This is a genomic window from Dyadobacter sp. OTU695, from assembly GCF_038440355.1.
Taxonomy (GTDB): Bacteria; Bacteroidota; Bacteroidia; order Cytophagales; family Spirosomataceae; genus Dyadobacter.
Window position 1 is genome coordinate 279,480 of the sequence record NZ_JASATN010000008.1, and the last position, 19,719, is coordinate 299,198.

At 47.7% G+C, this 19,719-nt stretch carries 19 protein-coding genes and 1 tRNA gene; 5 read left to right on the forward strand and 15 right to left on the reverse strand.

Going from position 1 to position 19,719, the window contains the following annotated elements:
* Nucleotides 1–14: 14 nt before the first annotated feature.
* The 5 genes from AAHB90_RS17130 to AAHB90_RS17150 form a co-directional block, all read right to left on the reverse strand.
* Nucleotides 15–554, reverse strand: coding sequence for a hypothetical protein (locus AAHB90_RS17130; RefSeq protein ID WP_342086431.1), 540 nt, complete (start codon nt 552–554; stop codon nt 15–17).
* A 59-nt stretch (nt 555–613) separates the two neighbouring features.
* On the reverse strand, nt 614–1,153 hold the full coding sequence (locus tag AAHB90_RS17135) for a hypothetical protein (RefSeq protein WP_342086432.1): 540 nt from the start codon (nt 1,151–1,153) through the stop codon (nt 614–616).
* Between the two features lie 280 nt (nt 1,154–1,433).
* Nucleotides 1,434–1,877: a hypothetical protein gene (locus AAHB90_RS17140; RefSeq protein WP_342086433.1), complete on the reverse strand. Its 444-nt coding sequence runs from the start codon at nt 1,875–1,877 to the stop codon at nt 1,434–1,436.
* A 112-nt stretch (nt 1,878–1,989) separates the two neighbouring features.
* Entirely contained in the window at nt 1,990–2,598 is a 609-nt protein-coding gene (locus AAHB90_RS17145; RefSeq protein WP_342086434.1) for an alpha-ketoglutarate-dependent dioxygenase AlkB family protein, read from the reverse strand.
* 70 nt (nt 2,599–2,668) lie between these two features.
* Entirely contained in the window at nt 2,669–3,424 is a 756-nt protein-coding gene (locus AAHB90_RS17150) for an MBL fold metallo-hydrolase (RefSeq protein WP_342086435.1), read from the reverse strand.
* Nucleotides 3,425–3,526: 102 nt separating this feature from the next.
* Between AAHB90_RS17150 and AAHB90_RS17155 the strand changes: the two genes are divergently transcribed.
* Complete coding sequence (locus AAHB90_RS17155; RefSeq protein WP_342086436.1) at nt 3,527–4,429, forward strand: LysR family transcriptional regulator; 903 nt, start codon at nt 3,527–3,529, stop codon at nt 4,427–4,429.
* Between the two features lie 2 nt (nt 4,430–4,431).
* On the opposite strand, the gene AAHB90_RS17160 is transcribed toward AAHB90_RS17155, so the two are convergent.
* The 6 genes from AAHB90_RS17160 to AAHB90_RS17185 form a co-directional block, all read right to left on the reverse strand.
* Nucleotides 4,432–5,016 (reverse strand): RNA polymerase sigma factor, encoded by a 585-nt coding sequence (locus AAHB90_RS17160; RefSeq protein WP_342086437.1) that lies wholly within the window; start codon nt 5,014–5,016, stop codon nt 4,432–4,434.
* A 152-nt stretch (nt 5,017–5,168) separates the two neighbouring features.
* Nucleotides 5,169–7,589, reverse strand: coding sequence for a TonB-dependent receptor (locus AAHB90_RS17165; protein ID WP_342086438.1), 2,421 nt, complete (start codon nt 7,587–7,589; stop codon nt 5,169–5,171).
* 110 nt (nt 7,590–7,699) lie between these two features.
* The gene (locus AAHB90_RS17170; protein WP_342086439.1) at nt 7,700–8,506 is read right to left on the reverse strand and encodes a LytR/AlgR family response regulator transcription factor; all 807 of its coding nucleotides are present in this window, start codon (nt 8,504–8,506) and stop codon (nt 7,700–7,702) included.
* Nucleotides 8,507–8,509: 3 nt separating this feature from the next.
* Entirely contained in the window at nt 8,510–11,536 is a 3,027-nt protein-coding gene (locus AAHB90_RS17175; protein WP_342086440.1) for a sensor histidine kinase, read from the reverse strand.
* A gap of 54 nt (nt 11,537–11,590) precedes the next feature.
* Nucleotides 11,591–11,770, reverse strand: coding sequence for a hypothetical protein (locus AAHB90_RS17180; protein WP_342086441.1), 180 nt, complete (start codon nt 11,768–11,770; stop codon nt 11,591–11,593).
* Between the two features lie 21 nt (nt 11,771–11,791).
* Complete coding sequence (locus AAHB90_RS17185) at nt 11,792–11,935, reverse strand: hypothetical protein (RefSeq protein WP_342086442.1); 144 nt, start codon at nt 11,933–11,935, stop codon at nt 11,792–11,794.
* A 465-nt stretch (nt 11,936–12,400) separates the two neighbouring features.
* Between AAHB90_RS17185 and AAHB90_RS17190 the strand changes: the two genes are divergently transcribed.
* From AAHB90_RS17190 to AAHB90_RS17200, 3 genes are all read left to right on the forward strand, one after another.
* A tRNA-Lys gene (locus AAHB90_RS17190) sits at nt 12,401–12,473 on the forward strand.
* 227 nt (nt 12,474–12,700) lie between these two features.
* Nucleotides 12,701–13,996, forward strand: coding sequence for a site-specific integrase (locus AAHB90_RS17195; protein ID WP_342086443.1), 1,296 nt, complete (start codon nt 12,701–12,703; stop codon nt 13,994–13,996).
* Between the two features lie 504 nt (nt 13,997–14,500).
* A complete protein-coding gene (locus AAHB90_RS17200; RefSeq protein ID WP_342086444.1) occupies nt 14,501–15,340 on the forward strand; it encodes a hypothetical protein in 840 nt (279 codons plus the stop codon).
* Between the two features lie 534 nt (nt 15,341–15,874).
* Here AAHB90_RS17200 and AAHB90_RS17205 read toward each other — a convergent pair.
* Nucleotides 15,875–16,357 (reverse strand): hypothetical protein, encoded by a 483-nt coding sequence (locus tag AAHB90_RS17205; RefSeq protein WP_342086445.1) that lies wholly within the window; start codon nt 16,355–16,357, stop codon nt 15,875–15,877.
* A 507-nt stretch (nt 16,358–16,864) separates the two neighbouring features.
* Complete coding sequence (locus AAHB90_RS17210) at nt 16,865–17,191, reverse strand: helix-turn-helix domain-containing protein (RefSeq protein WP_342086446.1); 327 nt, start codon at nt 17,189–17,191, stop codon at nt 16,865–16,867.
* A 50-nt stretch (nt 17,192–17,241) separates the two neighbouring features.
* Here AAHB90_RS17210 and AAHB90_RS17215 point away from each other — a divergent pair, with 50 nt between their 5' ends.
* Nucleotides 17,242–17,544, forward strand: a complete 303-nt coding sequence (locus AAHB90_RS17215) for a hypothetical protein (protein ID WP_342086447.1) — start codon at nt 17,242–17,244, stop codon at nt 17,542–17,544.
* A gap of 101 nt (nt 17,545–17,645) precedes the next feature.
* On the opposite strand, the gene AAHB90_RS17220 is transcribed toward AAHB90_RS17215, so the two are convergent.
* A complete protein-coding gene (locus AAHB90_RS17220; RefSeq protein WP_342086448.1) occupies nt 17,646–18,392 on the reverse strand; it encodes a hypothetical protein in 747 nt (248 codons plus the stop codon).
* A gap of 206 nt (nt 18,393–18,598) precedes the next feature.
* A complete protein-coding gene (locus AAHB90_RS17225; protein WP_342086449.1) occupies nt 18,599–19,507 on the reverse strand; it encodes a hypothetical protein in 909 nt (302 codons plus the stop codon).
* Between the last annotated feature and the right edge of the window lie 212 nt (nt 19,508–19,719).

Sequence of the window (19,719 nt, forward strand, 5' to 3'; positions counted from 1 at the left end):
TTGTTTAAGACATTTCAATAAACTTCATCCATCACTTTCGCCAGCCAGTCGGCCACTTCCTTCGCATTCGCATCCTGATTATGGATGATCACATTGCCGATTTGACGGAGCAATACGGGGGAATAGGTCTTTTTGTCGGCGTCGTAAGTGTAGCTGTAAAACCGAGTGAGGCCCAGGTCCGCGCCGCCATTGAGTGGTTTCGAGAAGCTATCGCCCGAGATCTTGCGGGAGGCATCGATGTATTTGTTGAGATCTGCCGTAGCTATTTTGATTGAAGAGACCGTCGTTTGCGAAATATTGGCTTCCATATCCTCCTTCGAAAGCGTCGGCTGCAAGTCGCTGCCTTTCCAACTTACCGGCATGTCGTAGGTTCGTACCTGCCCCTGTTTGTCGATCAGAAAACCTTTAAACTGGTTTCCCCAAGCCTGGTTGGTATAATGTATTTCAAAAAAAACTTCCTGCTCATTGGTAACCACAACGTCGTCGGAGCACGAAACGGAAAACGCAGCTAATGTGCTGAAAAACAGGATCGGGAGGATATATTGAGCTTTCATGTTTGAAATAGCTGATTCACATAAAGTTAATCATTTTACCTGTTGAATGATCGTCATTTCTAGCGACTTTCCTGCCGGACTTTGACAAGCCATTCTGCTATTTCCTTTGCATCGGAATCCTTGTTATAAATCTCATTGTCGCCAACGCTTTGAAGCAGCACAGCATGGTACATCTTCGAGTCTGAATCATACCGGTAGACATAATATGCGCTCGCTCCCATGTCCGCGCCTCTGTTCGACAGCTCGGTAAAATCCTTGTCACTTACTCGCTTCATTTTTTTGATATATTGAGCCAGCTCATTTGCGGGTACCGTATATTTTGCGACGGTCGTTTTTGCCAGTCGCTCATCCATTTCCACCGTCGTGAGAGGCCCCGACGCCGCAAATTTCCAATCCTTTGGCTTATCAAATGTTCTTACCCGGCCCATTTTGTCGATCAGAAACCCGTTGTTCTGGAAACCCCAGGCGTAGTTTACATAGTTAACTTCGAAAAAAACCTCCTGGTCATCGGGAATAGGAAATTCCTCATTGGAACAGCCCGGCAGCAGCATTGCAGCGGCAATCATGTAAAGAGCGAATAAAAACGACCTGGTCTTCATGACATTATCGGCTTGTAGGGTTGAAGTTAGAAAATTCCTATTAACTGAAAGCAAGACAAACCAAACCGTTAATTGGTTGTTACGGGTCCCTTCTTACTATGCATTTTGCACCAGCGACGGGTTTAGCTCCCGCAAGCAAATGGGTGCCGGGTAGTTTCGCTCCATCGTGCGTTTGTTGTGGAACGCGAACACCGCCCTGAACAAAAAAATTGGGATGGAAAGATCCAGCCCAATTCATAGCTAACATAAGGATTAACGCCGGATAAAGCAGCAAAACCGGCTACTGTACAGCCACATATTTACCCGAGCAGGCCTCGATACAGCCATAGCCGAGCGTTACTCCCGTAGCGGAGAGATCCGAATAAAACCAGATATGAGAAGGCGAATTTTTATCGATCGGGATCAGCTCAATGCGCTTGTCGTCCAGGGCTTTGTAAGCATTGAACAATGGCACCGACGATTGTGCCGGGGCTTTGGTTTCAACAAATTGACCATTCTCTTTAAACTCGATCATATGCGCAAGGTCACCCTTCACTGTCTGATAGGTACCGCTGCCATCGCCCGGGTCGGCGAGGTACTCGACGATCTTCCATTTTCCGACAAGACCGTTATTTTCTTTCATGGCCCTTTTGGCTTTGTCGTCCAGCGGGTCGGCGTTTTCATTCTGGCAAGCTATTACCGTGCAGAGCAGCATCAGCGAAAGGAGTAAACGGGTAGTTTTCATGGGCTAAATATGAAATTGGTTTCGGTTACCTAGATGCGCTCCCGTCTTTTTTCGTTGGAATAATCTACAAATTTTGTAACCAAAACAGCGCTTTCAGCTATAAGCCTTGCCGCTACCTCCGGATCGTCCTGAACGTCAGATTGATCCGTGGGCCATTTTGCGTCCTGGATTTGGGGATGCGGTGCTCCCAGGTGTGCTGCAAATCGCCTTTCATGATGAGCAATGATCCGTTTTCCAATGTCAGTCCGTACTTGCGGGTATGGTCGGGCCGGTACCGGAACTCGAACCGCCGCTCCTGCCCCAGGCTTACCGACGCGATCACGGGATTCTTACCCAGTTCCTGCTCATTATCACCATGCCAGGCCACCGAATCGTTGCCATCCCGGTAGTAGTTGAGCAACACGCTATTGAATGTGAACCCCGTTTTCTGCTCGATCCGTTGTTTGAGACCGGCCAGTTCGTCCGTCCATGCGTAAGGCTCAAATCTGGTTCCTGAAAACGTATAGGATTTATCGGTATCTCCAAACCAGGCCATCAGCCTGGGCGCGGTTACCTCCTTACCGTACATTTGCATTACCTGTTGCCGCCAGGGCAGTTCGGCAATCCACTCCCGCATGAGCGTGGCGCTTTCGTTTACCGGTACAAAGCCGGGATAGTATTCCAGCAGGTCCTCGGGAAATTGTAACGCCTCCTGTGACCCAAACAGACTTAATTGTTTCATAAAGAAGTTTGCTGATCGGTTTTTCCGAAGCATAACAACAAACTACTCAAAAAAGTCTAATGTGACTCCATCAAATGTGCTCCGCAGGCACCGGAAGCGCGACAATGCTTCCCGGTTGCACCCATTGTACTTTCACATTTTGCACCTCGGCCTGCCGGCCCAGCTCCTCCTCCATTTGTGGGAATTGGTGGTACATTCCCTCCTTGTGAAAACCATAATGGATAGGTACCAGCACGTCGGCGTTCAGCAGGCGCGTGACTGTAATTGCCTGAATGGGCGTAAGTGTGATAGGCACCGGACTAGGCGCCACGCGCGGAATGTTGACCACCGCGCCATTCACGGGCAGGAAGACGGCATCGAAATGCTGCCATGTTTTTCCCAACTGCCAGAACTGGTTATGCCACATAGTGTCCCCGCCATGCAGAATGCGCTTACCGTCGGCCTCGATTACCCACGAAACCTGCTTGTCGCCTACCCCATCCATGGCAAATACGGCTGTAATCGTAAAGTTTCCGATCTGGTGCGGCTTGTTCAAGGTGAGCGTCTGCGGTGCGAAGCCGTCGCTGACGACCTCATCGGCAATCTGCTCGGAGACGATAAAGCTACCTTCCGGTTTCAATACCGCCCGGATGGCTTCGGGATCGTAGTGGTCTGAATGCAAATGTGTGATGAGTACCGCATCTGCCGGTGTATTTTGTACAAACTGAAAAGGATTCTCGGGACCTATGGAAGCGCCGCGCTGATAGTTCTGCACGGCGTCGATGAGTAATATCTGACCATTGGATTCCACTTTTAGTCCTGCCCAGGATAATCTTTGAAGTTTCATGTGCTATCGATTTTTAGTACATGACAAAAGTAGAGGGTTTAGATATATGAGAAAAATGATTTATTTTTATCAAAACAATGAACATCACTCATACAAATAACCATGCTGACGCTCCAACATCTGTATATTATTGAAAAGATTACCAGTGAGGGATCGGTCACCAAAGCGGCCGAAAAGCTCAATCTGACACAATCTGCGCTAAGCCACCAGATCCGTGACCTGGAAGCGGCCAGCGGCGTGAAGCTTTTCAACAGGATCGGCAAGAAACTGGTGCTTAATGAGGCCGGCCAGCGCGTGGTGACGAGCTCGCAAAAAGTGCTGCCGGTGATCCGCGAACTGGAAGCGGAATTAAAGGAAATACGCGACGGCAAAAAGCAAACGATCCGCATCAGTACCGAATGCTACACGTGCTATCACTGGCTGCCACGGCTGCTCACCGGTTTTCATGAGGATTATCCCGGCACGGATATCCAGATCGTGGCGGAGGCTACCCGCCGACCCATGGAATACCTGGAAGCCGGTAGACTCGAACTGGCGCTCGTAAATGGCACTAACGGCAACAGCAGCCTGCATTTTGAACCACTTTTTGAAGACCGCATGGTTGCGTTGCTTTCGAACCGGCATCCGCTTGCATTGCGCAATACACCGCTCGAATTTTCAGACATTCATTCCGAAACGCTGGTAGCCTTTCAGATCAGCAGCGACAGCAACCTGCTCTCGCCTGACCTGGTATCCAATCTTTCTCCCAAAAAAGTCATACACATTCCCATGACCGAGGCCATCGTGGAGATGGTCAGGTTCGGGATGGGCATTACCGTGATGGCCGAATGGGCAGCCCGCCAGTACCTTAGTACGGGCGGGCTTGTAACCCTGCCTTTCCGTTCGGAGATCGGTACACGTCACTGGTACGCATGCACGCACAAGGACCGGAGCGAATCGCTGAGCGGGTTGGTGAGCAGGATGCAAGAGGCGTTACTGGGAACGGAAAACCCTGCAGCGGCCTGAATTCACGGAATCTCGTAGCCTGAAATGCCCTGTTTTTTCAATTTTTTCATGAGCAGGTTTCGCCCGCGCAGCAGTTGCGAGCGTGAAGTACTGTCGGTAATACGAAGTGTTTGGGCGATTTCGATATGCGAATAGCCGTCGATCAGGTGCAGGTTAACGATCTTTTTATAACCCTCGGGCAACTGGGCGATCATCTCGTTGACAATCCCGAGACTGAGCATGTCGATAATGTTTGTATGGTCATTGGATTCGAAATCCATCGGCGACATGTCCATCGAATGGTTCATCGCCTCCTTCTTGGTGGTCCGGTGATAGTAGTTAATAGCCGTCCGCGTTACGACGGCGCGCATCCAGGACTCTATCGATTCCAGGTTTTGCACTTCGTGAATATGCCTGAAAATTTTCACGAACGATTCCTGATAGATGTCCTCCGCCTCCATGCGCGTCCTGGCGAAACGCACGCAAATGCGCATGAGCTCGGTCCTGAACCGGTTGTAAAATAGCGTCTGTGCACGCGGGTCATTATGCTGACAGGCTCTGACAAGGTCTGTCAACGTGCCATAGTTTTTTTTGATAGATGCCTTCATGTGCTGCGAAAGGAGTTGGGTAGTGACTGATAATCTTTGTCTGTTTATACCCTACGCCGTTTAACCTTATCAGCACGAATCAAAAAAATTTACAAAAAACAAGGCCGGAAGCAAAAACGCTGCTTCCGGCCCTTTAAAATCAATCTATTTACTTAAAATTTATAGGCCACACTCAATGTGGAATTCCTCGGCTTCTGCGGATTCACCGACCAGTAACCGATGTAATATTCCTTACTGGTAAGGTTGTTGACATTCAGCGATATCCGGAAATGGCTCGCGTTGTAAAACACGCTCGCATTCAGCAAAGTGTAGGCTGGAAGTGTAAAAACGCCGGTTTTACTGTTGTCGATCACCTTATATTCGCCTGCATAATTTCCACCAAAGCCAAAGCCGGCGTTTTTCAGCGTACCACTACTGATCCGGTATGTGGCCCAGAAGTTGGCCAGATTTTGAGGCCCCTGCCCGCCGATCGCCCGGCCGGGTTCGCTGTAAAAATCTTCCGGATCGCCCGAGATGACTTTCGTTTTGTTATGGCTGAAACCTGCAATAAGATTCAGCCCGGTCACCGGATTAGCTGTTACATCGATTTCGAAACCTTTGCTGCCCACTTTTCCGCCCTGTGTGTAATCGCGGATATTGGCGGGGTTGGGCATGACCCGGTCTGACACTTTAATGTCGTACACAGAAAGTGTAGCAGCCAGCTTATCGGAGAAAAGGTTCGTTTTCACACCATACTCCCACTGATCGGCGTGTTCGGGCCGGAAAGTTTTGACGCGCGGGTTGCTGCCGTCCAGATCGGTTATCTGCCGCGGCGCGACGTTGATGAAGGCATTCATGTAATTGGCAAAAACCGAAACCTTGTCGGGCACGGGCTGATAAACGATCCCGAATTTGGGCGACAATGCCCATTGGTCGAAATCGTCTTCGGAAGTCGTCTTTTCACCTTTGGAATCAAAATAATCGGCCCGCAAACTGACCATTGCGCTCAGCTTCGGTGTGATATTGAGCACATTGGACGCATATGCGCCGAATGAGCTATTGGTGATGTTGCTCGCACTGTTTTCCAGGCCGGCCAGAAGGTTATCGATTGATGCCAGCGTGAGGTACACAGGCGCGAGTGTGTCGCCTGAATACGGGTCCACATAATTCACATCCCCCTGCGGCGACACATTGCGGGCCGAAGCCCAACCCGAGCCATTATCGATGACATTTCTTCTGAAATAATCCACGCCCACCAGCAACCGGTTGCGCATGTTGCCAATCTTGAAATCGCCGTTGAAATTCTGCTGAATGTCCGTGGTATGGATCGTTTGCTGCTCTTTGTGAAAGTATTGGCTGAACCATTTATCACCTGAAACGTCGTCCCAGATGTAGGTATAAATACCATTGGATTTCACAGTCCCTCTTGAAAAAACGGTCTGCGAAGTCCACTGATCCGATAGTTTGTAAACCGCCTGCGCCTGCAAATTGAAACGCGGGTTGCGGATCGTGAAATCGTTCGAGGTGAATGAGAGGCGCGGGTTCAGGTTCAGCTCTTGCAGGTTTTTGAATGGAAGCGGGCTGAAACGGTCGGAATGGAAGAATACCGGCGCTACGGCCCTCTCCTCTTCCAGGATTTCGGTCAGAAAATGAAACGACAGGCGATCATTCACTTCATAGACCAGCGAGGGCGCGATGAAGAACGATTTCTTGAAACCGGCGTCCTGAAAGCTGCTTTCGGAATGATAAGCCGAATTGACGCGCAAGGCAATCTTGTCGGCCTTGCTAAGAGGGGTATTCACGTCCACGGTGACGCGGTTCAGGCCAAAACTTCCTGCATTGTAGCCGATCTCGCCACCGAACTGGTGGTAGGGCTTTTTGGTAATCGTGTTGATCATTCCCCCGTAGCTATAAAAGGCGCCTCCGAAAAGCGTACTGGATGGTCCTTTGATCACCTGGATCTCCTCGACGTTCGCAGGATCGAGGTTGCCGCTGGTGAGGCCGGGAAGACCGTTGTAAAGCGTCGGCTGCGCATCGAAACCCCGCAATGCGAAATAGGAAGCCCCATCTCCTGCCCTGCCGGTCGACTCCCAGGTACGCGAGATGCCCGGTACGTTGCGGAGCGCGTCGTCGTAGTTGGTAATGCCCTGCTGCTTCATGATTTCGGACGAAACTGTGTTATAAACCTGCGGGTTTTCCAGCTTTTTCAAAGGGATTTTAGCGACGATCGCATTCTCGCGGTTCAGGTTACGGGCAGAGACAATCACTTCCTGCAACTGGGCCGAGCTTTCATCCAACGTAAAATCCAGCGAAGTAACCTCGCCCGCCGTTACTTCGATCGTCCGTTCCTGCTTTTCCAGACCGATGAAAGACGCCACCAGCCGGTGCAATCCGGGCTGAACATTTCTGATCTGGTATTTGCCGTTCCGGTCGGTCAATGCACCCTTGGCAGTACCTTTCACATTCACTGTAACGAGCTCGACCGGCTCGCCATCGGAGGTAAGCACCGAACCACTGATCGTACCATGTTGCGCAAATACCTTTGCAACAGCGAAATAGCATAATAGTGCGAGTAGAAATAGCTTTTTTGTCATATCGTAATTTTAGATTTCGCGCAAAAATATTATTTAAACTAAATCTAAACAACAAAATATAACAAAGAACTTGACTTACTGCCTCCCTCGCGGAAGCGAATGGGGCAACATTATTTCAGTTTACCGGAATTGACATAAAAGTCAGACAGCAGTGATAGGAACTCCTCCTTGCGTCGCCGCGAAACCTCGATTTCGGTATTATCGCTCATCCACACCTGCCCTCCGTCTCCTTTGACATACCGCTTGATGTGTTCGAGATTGATGATGTTGGACTGATGTACGCGGAAGAAATAGTAGTTATCGAGGATCTCCTCATATTCTTTCAGAAGCCGCGAAACTACGATCGCCGGGCCTTTTACGAGGTGGAATTTGGTGTAGGAACCGAGCGATTCGCATTGGATGATGTCTGTCATTTGCACAAAATGGATGCCCTCGGCGGTAGGCAATGCAATGCGCTGGTTATCATTGCGTTTTCGTGTAATGAGCCTGGGCGCGCGGACGGGCTCCAACTGTTCCTGCAAAATCTTTAGCTGCTCTGGATTAACACTCCCTGTTCTGTCCCTGAACTTGCCGACGGCCGTTTGCAGCTCGTCCGGGTCGATGGGTTTGAGCAGGTAATCGATTGCGCTGAAACGAAATGCGCGGATAGCGTACTCCTGGTAGGCAGTAGTAAAAATGACCCCGAAATCGACCTTCTCAAAGCTGGAAAGCAGGTCAAAACCACTTTTGCCCGGCATTTGGATGTCGAGAAAGATCAGGTTAGGCCGCTGCTGACGGATCAGCTCGATGCCCGAATCGGCGTTCCGTGCTTCACCGCAGATGGTCACTTCGGGGCTCACGATCCTTATCAGATTGGTGAGTGCTTCCCGGGCATTGGTTTCGTCGTCGATAATGACCGCGCGTAAAGATGGGTTCATAGGTTATACGTTTTCAATCGGGATTATCATTTTTACCATGGTACCGGCCGGTTGGTCTTGATCACCAAAAAGATCGATCATTTCGATGCGGGCCTCGCTGTCTTTCTGCCGCAATGCTTCGAAAATCCCCCGCGTCATTTCCTGGCCCCTGGAAATATGCCCCTCCGTTCGCGGCGCAAAGTCGCGCCCGACGCCATTATCGGCGATCGTGCAAATGATGTGGCGATCGCTCAGCCGTGCAGTGATCGTCAATTTTTTTTCGCCCTCCTTAGGCATCAACCCATGCCAGATCGCATTCTCCACATAGGGCTGCAACAGCATGGGCGGCAGTTGCGCATCGAGCAGCACGTCATTTTCTTCTATATCAAAAGTATAGGCAAACTCGTGATTGAACCGGAAAGACTCGATCTCCACATACATCCGGAGTGTATCGATGATCTTCTCGAAAGACAAATACTGGTGGTTGGAATTTTCCATAATGCGCCGGACCAGCTTCGAGAACTTGGAAAGGTACTTGGCACCTTCGACGCCCCGGTTTGTAAGCAGGTAATTCTGCACCGAATTGAGGGAATTGAAAAGAAAATGAGGGTTCATCTGCGATTGTAGTGCTTTGAGCCTCCATTCGGTGATTTGCAGGTCGAGCCGGTTCCGCTCCGCCAGCGTGTCCACCCGCCAACGCATCATAGCCACGATCAAAGCGGCAATCGTAAGGCCGACAAGCACCCGGAAAAACCAGGTATTGGTAAAATAGGGCCGGATAATAAGCCTGATCACCAGCGGCTGCCTGCTTGCTACCCCCGAGGCGTTGCTGCTGCGTACGCGTAAGGTGTAGGAGCTTGCCGGCAGATTCGAGAATGAAACGGTATGCTCGTTACCGATGTCAATCCATTCATCGTCGTAACCTTTGAGCTGATAACTGAACCGATTTTGCGAAGACGGTTCGAAATTCAGCGTCGTAAAACTGAAATTAACCGAATTCTCGTCCGGTTGAAGAACGATTTCACTGGCTGTGTCCTGAAAGCGTTTTTTCCCCTTAACCTCAACCAAAGCCAGCATAATCCCCGGCGATCGCACATTGCTTCCCAGCTGCTTTACGTCGAGTATATTTAAAGTATTGATATACCCAAGCAACAATTCTCCCGGCGCATTATAATAAAAACCCACCGGTGCGTTGCTGCGCAGGCCATCGATGGTTGTGAGGTAGCGAACCGACCGTGTTTTCGGGTCCGCCACATGAATGCCCTCATTGGTGCTGAACCAGAACCGGCCATCGGGCGTCTCGGCGATATCGGCGCAGTAAGTATCCTTTAAAGTTCCCGAATTGAAATCGAACGAATCCCTGATCAAGCCATTGGGCGCTATCCTGGAAACACCTCCCCAACTTGCCACCAGGATGGAACCATCGGGTGCTACCTGGATGCCGTTGATACAATCACCTCCCAAACGCCTGCCCTTATTGATCGCCAACTCCTGAATATTTGTAAAAACCGCCTTTTCCTCGTCAAAAAAGAACAAACCCTGCGAACAGGCGGCAATCCAGATTCTCCCGTCGGGCGTCTCGCGGATGCCTTTGATATAATTCTGATGTACCAGCTTTCGCCCTTGTTCCGGTGCCCATAAATGCAGCTCCTTGTTTGTGATAGGATCGAATACTTTTAGTCCCTCGTTCAGGTTGGCGATCCACAACCTGCCTTTGCGGTCCAGCAGCCCATCTCTGAAATCGAAATTCCTGGATGGCTCCTTTCCGGCCTGCCAGGTTTGGAAGTGGTCAGACTTGCTATCACCAGTAAAAATCCCCTTTTCGGTAAACACAAATGCCTTCCCGCCGATTGTCCTGACTTTATTCGCTGATGCCTCTTCCTGACCATACCGGTGAAGTTTGAACCGGTTCTCCGACGGCAACCAATGCAGCACACCCGAATGCGAAAGTCCCAGCCAGTAACCGCCGCCCAGCGCGGGCTGGATGCTCGTTACCTGCACAGGCTGGCGTACAACGCTGGCAGGTATCGCCACCGTACGAACCCCGTTGTTCCGGTAGCGGTATTTGAATATCCCGTTGCTTGTCCCAATCCAAAGAATGCCATTAGCCACGTCGTCGTACATATCCTTGATGCGAATGCCCTGATTATAGAATTCGGGAAGATGGTACAGCTCGTTTCGCTCGGTGTAGTAGACGCTCACGCCATCGTTGGTCCCGACAAATATCACTTTACGACCATTCTCATCACGCGATTCCCGGGCACAGACCACATCATTCTGCTCAAAACCCGCCTTACGGATTGAAAAGCTGTGATCAGAAGGCGAATATTTAACCAAACCATATTCATAACCACCGATCCAGAGATTACCCTCTGAGTCCTGAGAACCACGACTGAGGCGGATATTGATACGGTTTTCAGGATAAATCGCTGCGGAGCCCAGCACACACACCAGCTTATCGTGTTTGCGGTCAAAATAATAAAGTCCCAACTCTGAAACGATCCACAATACACGTTGCCGGTCCTCGAAAAAGCTGGCGTACTGGTACGCATCTCCACCATCCGAAGCTGTAAAAGTGTATCGAAAGAGCTTTTTTTTAGCGATATCGTATCGTTGCACCGAGGTGTAATCGCAAACCCACATCTGGTCATAAGAATCCACCGTACCCTGCTCGTGCAGGTCGTTACCGGTATCCTGGTCGTCATAATTGTTTTGAACCAATGTACTGACCTCCATCGTATTGTGATCGATCCGTGCGATACCCCGAGTATCCACTGAGGTGTATAAATCGCCTTTGGAATCCGTTGACACGCCGGAGCAATATCCGAGCTGCAAACTATCGAGCCGTAGGAACGAATAACCGTCGTACCGGCAAAGATTCCGCCCCGTACCAATCCAGAGGAAGCCCTTGCGGTCCTTGTTGAGGCACCAGACGTCATTCGAAGGCAGTCCCTCCTTCGTAGTAAGATGTTCGAGCGTAAGCACAGGCATCTGCGCACGAGCGCGCCCGCCGAACAGGAAAATGAGGATCAGAAAACCGGTAATCCGCATGCGGGTAGAAGAAAGCTGAGCGAATAATATCTTTAAGCGAAACCGCCAGGCTTCTTACTGCTTCCATTTCGTGGCTGCAAGACGTTGCCCGGTCCAAACCGCTCCGTGACGCCGGGTAATGTGTTGTCCACCACTTCCACCTGCCTGGCTTTTCGCAGCCTCGGCGTTTATTTTTTCGACATAACAGAGCGCGAGCAGCGCCGCAAACGTAAGATAACCTAAAAATGTCTTCATAAGCGTATATGTTACCGGCATTCAGAAAAATACGAGGCTCAACAGGATGATCACCGTTATCAGCAATAATGCGATCCAGTCAAACTTCCGGTCAAAGAATTTCCTGATCTCCCCTTTTGCCAGCCTCCTCCCTACTCTTTTTGCCGTGTTACCGCCTCTTTCCATCGCCTGTTGTTGATTTTGGTTGATACATCCTAAAAGTCGACATAACCCACGCGACAATGGTCGCAGCTTCAAATTCGGTATCCCGGTATGCATAGCTGGCAGGAAAAATCTGATATCCGGAATTGCGAGCCCTCTACATTTTCTTTTCTCATCCTAGATTGCCTTATCCCGCCTTCGCTCCCGGAGTCCGGCACCTGCATATTACCGGGATATGAAATCAGAAAAATTTAAATTTTTTTAGACATTTAAATTTCTAAATCTGAGCCCATTGCGAAATTTCCTGCATTTAAGCCCGAAAAATAGTGGTCTCAAAATTTGTTTGATAAAATACCAATTGTACTTTTGCACCACGATACGGCGAAACGAAAAACAAAAAATGCCCACAGCGACACTGATTGCTAACTTTTCATGAAGTGCATCAGCAAGTGTGAAACGAAAGTTTTTCGAATAACCTAAGATCGGAATGATTCCGTAGCTCAGCTGGTAGAGCAATACACTTTTAATGTATGGGTCCTGGGTTCGAATCCCAGCGGGATCACAGAAGGCACACGAAAGTGTGCCTTTTTTGTTTAAATTGTATTGACAATCAGCACATTTTACAAAAAGGCAGGTCAGTCTGAATCATAATAAACCAATCCATTCGGTCACCTATTCGGTCACCTGTTGGATTCGGTAAATTAGGTGACCGAATCAGATGTTTGATTGAGGCGGTTTTGATTTAAGGTTCTCCACGGACACTAGTTACCAACCTTAAAATGTGCGAGCATGAAGTTCAAACAAAATCTGTCGTTGCTATTCTGGCTGTACCGGGGCAAAGCCTCCAAAGACGGAAAAGCACCCATCTATGTCAGGATTACCATCGACGGAACCGACACTGACATTTCCCTTGGCAAAAAGATCCATCCCGACTTCTGGAACAGCGATGCCAAGCTGGTGACCGCAACGACCTCGGAAGCTAAGATGATCAATCTGAAAATCGTCCAGGCACAGGCTGAGATCGAAAAACACTTTCTCGTGTTGCAATCCCAGTTTAACCATGTGACGCCGGTGATGCTGAAAAATGCCTATCTGGGCTTGCCATTGACTCATTCCAAAGCAAAGCCGGAAAAGGCCGCGGGGCCAAGCCAAACGCTACTCGCAGCCTTTGATGAATTTATCGCTGTTTTCGAAAAGAAAGCCAAGAAAGGAATCCGCTCAGAAGGGACGCTCAGGCACTGGCGATCCACCAAACGTAAGGTAGAAGCTTTCATCCGTTTCCGGTATCAACGCAAGGACATCGAAATGGCCGAGATCGACCAGTGCTTTGCCGAAGAGTTTTACGATTACTTAACGCTTCACCTGGACGAGCCGCTTTCCGAGGTCACTGCTAAGAAGCTGGTGAAATGGACAAGACAGATTGTCAAAACGGGCGTTAAGAAGAAGGTTATCCCTTCCAATCCACTGGAAGGGTTTGTTTGCTCGGGAGGCAATAAAGAGGTGCTGCCATTGGAGCTATTTGAAGTGGAAGCGATCCATAAAAAGCAGATCGACATCGACCGGATCAGCGAAGTGAGGGACGCGTTCATTTTCCAGTGTTTTACCGGCTTTGCCTATCAGGATATGTACAACCTCTCTCCCGAGAATATCGTGAAGGTTGGCCGAACAGGTGAAAAATGGCTGATCAAAGATCGAGGAAAGACCGACGTAACTGAAATGGTGCCTATCCTCCCAATTGTACAGGAGTTGATTGATAAATATCAAAGCCATCCCTATTGCAAGGTCAATAACCGGCTGATTCCTGTCAATAGTAATTTCCGGTACAATGTCTATCTCAAAGAGCTTGCTGTGATCTGTGGGATAAAAAGATCACTTAATACGCACCTTGCCCGTCATACGTTCGCGGACATGATGCTCAACAATGGCGTGCCTCTCGAAGACGTTGGCAAAATGCTTGGTCATCGTAACATCAGGACCACCCAGCGTTACGCAAGGGTGAGAAAGCAACGGATTAGTGACCATATGGCCCTTGTTAGACAGAAGCTCTTTACTGATTCTGGGAAGCTCAGACCGATGGTGCCATAAAGAAAAGGCCGCTGGTGGAAACACTAGCGGCTTTCGCCTTCGAAAAAACATGTTTACATCAAGATTATTTGATGTTCATCAAACGGTGACCTTCGGGTGCGATTGTGCTTACCTTTTAAGCTTGCTGACAATTTATAATGGTTAAACTATAATCTTTCTAATAAGAAGGAGGCTCGAATCTGAGCGGACTCCGATAAGGATTCGTGAAATATTCTCCCGTTAGGTGCGGCTTTCGTTTGTTGCGAAGTAGTTGCGAAATGCTTGCCGAGGTCTATTGGTTCTTACTCCCTTCAAGAACTGCGGAAGCACCAAGTTTGATTTTAGTGTCGAGCGATAATCTTCGAAATTAGCTACCTTAGAGTGATAAGGTTAAGACTTTGAACGTATAAACCTTTAAACTTCGCTTGATACTGAATTAGATTTAACTTATTGGTAAAAATTTGAACATGAAAGTTCTCCTTTCAAGGATATATTCAACTAACTAATAAAGCCAGCAGTTGCAACATGAGTAATGACGAATTAAATAGCTTTTTTCAGAATTTGGCCGAGGTGTCCGCAGGATTGGGCGCGATACTGGCTTTAGGTGGTACGTACTTTATGGACAGAGAGGCGAAGTATCTATCTGCCATTGCATCGGCCAACGACAATGATAAACTGACTGGCTTACAGGTTCAAAAGAAGCTTATAGAAAAGAGAAAATGGCAATGTTATATCCTAGCTTGCCTGTTTGGGGCGCTGATACCATTAAGTAACAATCGCGCGGACTACTATTCTACAAAGGAACTAGAAGCAAAAGAACTCAAATCAGCAAAATCCGGCACCTTTTATTCGGAGGACAGTGATGGATTTCGACATGTTTTTGAAGACGGGAGATCGGCCGTTCGATTGCAAATTGGAGACTCGGAATCCCAGCTTTTTATCGGTGCTCCAGGCGGTACTGTAATAGGCGTTGGAGATGAAACTGGGCTTGGTGTTAAGGAAATAAATGGCCAGCTGTTTGTTTCGTTCATAGTTCGAAATAAGCGAGGTGAAATCGTTGCGGAGATGACTGAAAATGAATGGGAACTAAATGAAAAAAATTATTACAAAAGAAATTACGATAAGTCCGCATTGGAAGTAATCGACGATAAAGGAATGGTTATATTTCAAATTGAAGTGCTGAGCGACAGGATAAAAATGCAGGGTAAATTATTTACTGGTGCTGGTAGGGGGATAGCATTTTACTCCAGGAAAGACGGTGGCGCTGCTATTCAGGGGATTGATTCGATTAGTGTAGATTCAATTCTAATCGATCCAATGTTCAAGTATCCTAGCTCAAAATTTTTCGGAATCAGAATCGATTGAAACTGCTTATTTGAACTTAAATATTTGTGCCCTGGCACCTTATCCAATAGCAGTGTTATTTTAACGGGCCATCCAGGACACTTTCAAACATCTTCCGGAACTACATCTGCCGCTAGAGGAGAACATGATTAAATGCTTCGAGGCTGGTAAAATACGTCAAAAAATATCGAGGATCAGATCGTCTGGCGCCCTAACTCCTGTTTTGTCAAAAAACAAAATATGTATCGTTAATCCCATGCGAAATCAGAAAGTTCGAATTTATGCTGCATTCTTTTGACCGGGCCTTATCCGGCAAACTTGAGTCAGTGCGGTGGTGACTCAGCAATGGCCAAACTTTCTTTTTCCAGGTACCGAAGCTTGGCATCATCGTCATCCTTGATAGCTAGTCATGTGCGATCCTAGCTAAAAAAATGTTCAAGACGTCTCCGTGAGTAAAATTCGTGGACATTTCCACGTCAACCGAGCGCAAAATTTTTAACTCGGCCGTTTTTTGTCATATAAAGCATTTGCCCAGTAAGTTATTGATGGGAAGAGTTATTCCGCATTGGACAAAATAAGTATGTAATTAATTTTTCCTTTTTCACCAAAGGCAGAAATCGAACGGTATCCGTGATATTGGTCCCAGCGTTTGGTGCCGCTCTTGTTGTCAAACGTCGGAGTTGCAACAGGTAGATCTAAAAGCCCCAATATCACCTCATCACTAAAGTCATAGTTCTGAAGATGATTTAATGTTATGCGATCAGACTTGCCATTAATGAATATAACTTCCACACTGTCTGATTTATAGCTCATTTTTGGACAGTCTACACATCCTGCTCGCGCGTCTTTCCAGATACCCATTTTTGTTCCCTCGCCATAAATCTTTGAAACCTCTTCTTCTTTCTTGCCAGATAGTCCAGACAATTTATATGCAGCCTTAATATTGTTGGTAGCAGCATCCTGCTGTTTCTCTCCTGAACACGCTGCAAGTATACCTAAGGAAAGGCCGATTTGTAATACTTTAAGTGGTATTGTCATTGAGTATATGGGGTAAATTGTACTATGCTCAAACTAAATTACGTCCGCTATATATGGCCCCTCGTAAATGCCGATTTTTGACGGACACATGATCTAAAAAGTGCTCGCTGACAACTCTGCCAGCTCCTCTAGCCACGAGCAGATGCCGAAATTATAAAATCTATGTACGGACACAAAGTAATATCCATTGATGATACAGCAAAAATAGTTTAGCAAATTGCGATAATGACCAGAATTGATTGTAAATCAACAGCCATTACCATCATATAAAGCCTACGGAAAACTAACGGGGACTTTCTCTTCTTTTATTCCAAATCCATTGCCACGCGAGGCGCTTCCAATCCTGAATGACTTTTCCGCTCGGAGATCGCCAATACCGCATTGAATAATGTCGATGGAATTCACGCGCCTCTTCTTTGGTCTTCTTACATTGAAGGAAATAAATCTCCACGTATTCCGGCCTGGGAGGCACATCACATCCTTGACCGGAAGTTTGGTGTGCGGTATTCATGCCTTGCCAATCAAGGTCGGTACCTTAGCTTTTTGGATCATCGCCTCAATGTCGTCCCTGTCGTAGTAGATTACTCCACCCAGTCTCACAAATGCGAGCTGGCGATTAGCTCTGAGGGCTAACAACTTGCCCGGTGAAATGTTTAGGAGCTTTCTAATCTCAGAAGATTTTAGCCATTTCTTCGCGGTTTCTGGCGAAGATCCCCTCGTCCTGGCAATTGCTGCCAAAAGCTCGTCCCGAACACTTTTCAAGTCTGCAAGCGTAACCAATTGATCTAGTGACAGGCCGCGTTTGGCCTCATCCGTTCCCCTCATCCTTTCCATCACGGTTTCTGTTTTAGTATTGCCAAGAAAACAAAACTAAAATCCGCAATGTGGAAATCCTAGACCCTTTCGATTTTCAAATAGGTGAAACTGATGTGGAGCAGATATTCAGCTGTTTACCTCTGTTTGCAGCCAAAGAAGCGTTTTGTCCTAACTCACTATGTTTTCACCCTAACTTCAAATTTATGGAAACCATCCTGCTGCACTCTTTAACAGTCGAAGAGTTCATGGACCGCGTCCCCGCAATTGTCAAAGAGGAATTGAAAAGCCTGTTGCAACAAGATCAATTGCTTACCAAAGAAGGTGCTTTAAAGTTAACCGGAGCCAGCAACGCAGCTTTCCTGAAGCTGTAAACGCGGGCATCGTAAAACCACAACTGGTCAAAGGCAGAACAAAGGCGATGTACCTCGAATCGGAGGTGCTCAAAATTGTAGTCAGTAGGAAGAGGTAGCCGTCATAATTCATAGGCATTAGGGTCTTCCGGCGGGGTAAATTTCTTCCCTTTTCCACTCAACTTGGAAAGAGCATCGCAGGCCATGTTGTATTGCTCGCACCAGCGCCTGCATTTGGATTTTATCTCCTTTTCGGCAAACCCTGAAAATGGATAGCGGAATTTCATCATTGCATGACCACCGTAGACATCTATATATTTTGAAAAATTTTCTTCGGTAAACTGTCCACGTAGCTTGCTTAGTTCGGCTTCAACAATTTCAACTGCTGGATGAAAGTCTTCGGTAGCAATGTCTTTTAGGGAATCAGGTAACTGAAATGGAGGCTTCTTTTTTTGCTTTTTGTTTGCGGCAGCCACCGCGGAGACTTTTTCCTGGAATTTTGCCTCACTCTCTTTAAGCTCCATGTATCGGGCTAAGTCGACATTTCGGGATTTCAATTCCTGGGATAAACGGATAATGCTGGATTTCCGGTAATAGTATGATTTCCCCTTCTTGAAAAAATCATTAAATCCGAATGCTTCCCGGATGAACCTTCCCCCATTGTAAACCCCTTTGAAATATCTACTCAGATCCCTGTCATCGATCCATTCACCTCTTTTGATGGAAAGCTTCTTTAACTCCAGGGCAACTTTATCCAGTGAGGCTTCGGCAAATTGCTCTTCGGGGGGAAGTGCTGGTGTACCTGCGATTCTGACAATAGCTTCCCTGATTTCTGACAGTTCTCTCAGTATCTGCTCTTGGGTTTTCATTGTAAAAGTGCGGGACATGTAGCCAGAACGCCTTCATTACTTGCTTGCATTCACCATGCCACTTATCCATGGCGATCAAAATCTTGCAATCCGACAACAGCTAATTTTTAGCATCAAAAACAAGGCAGGACGGGCTTCGCAACAATCCACCAAGATGAAACAGAATCACCGCCCTACCAAAGCCCCAAGATACTTTCTTTCAGTCGTTACACCCACGCTGATTTATTTTTTCGAAGATCAAAAGCCGTTTCCGCTAGTCTGCCAAGTAGCTGGTATAAAGTAAGCAAGTCAATGTAAACTCCCCATTCCTGAGCAGACTGGCTACTTAGGGAGTAAAGGCAAATCCGGTTAAGTTCCTGTTTCCACTTCTTTAGGCCCTTGTACTCAAAAAATTCTGTCAAGAATTGACTAGTACCGGCAGGTAGTTCAATTTCTCCTTCCGGTCTGACGCCAGCATTGCGCGCGACTTCGGCAGATGGTTTCGACTTGGTTACTCGTTTTTCCTTTTCGCCGCTCAGAATCAGGTAGGCAGCATTGATGATCGATTCAACCTTTTCCAGAAGATAAAGTACGTCCGCAGGACAACCCTTATCGTAATATTTTTCTTGACAACACACTTGCAGGATATCGTACAATCTCGCCTTAAAGCTTGTTAGGTCGTACGCGTCAAAAAAGGAATCAAGAATCGCGTACGGGTCATCGAATCCATCACGATGCCAGATAGACAGCCTTTTAAGTCGCTTGTTGAGCTTCTTGGGTAGGCTTCCTCGATTTGTTTCTGCTGAGTCCGACTTCCCGGAAGGTTCTCCGGGCTCAGTATGCTCGCGTTCACCTGCTTCTGCTTTTGCAAAAGACCGATCCTGATCCAATACAAATGATGCTTCAAGGTACACCACTAGATTCTCAAAAAAATAGATTTGCTCTGCAGGACTGGCATCTACATGCTGGCCTTCGGTCGATATAGATGCTGAGAGCATCTGCCATAGGAAAAACCTGCAATCGGCAATCGTATAATTTCTCCAGAATTCCGCAAGTAACTTCTCCGGGCGCTCGGTCTCCTGACTTGATATCCAGACCGGTTTTAGATCCTGGATATCTTCCGAAATATATCTCATCGTTATCCCTGTTTGAGTGGTGTAAATTCTGAAAGTCGGGACTAATACACTTCTAAAAAATTCCAAAACTTGGTTTCTTAGTCCCAAAACAACTATTTTAGGCTTTTGATCAGGATCAAAGAAACCTTACCTTTTGGAAAATGAACACTTCGCCAGAAATGACAAAACATATTCACCACGGCCGGAACATTCGACGTTTTAGGGAAATGCTG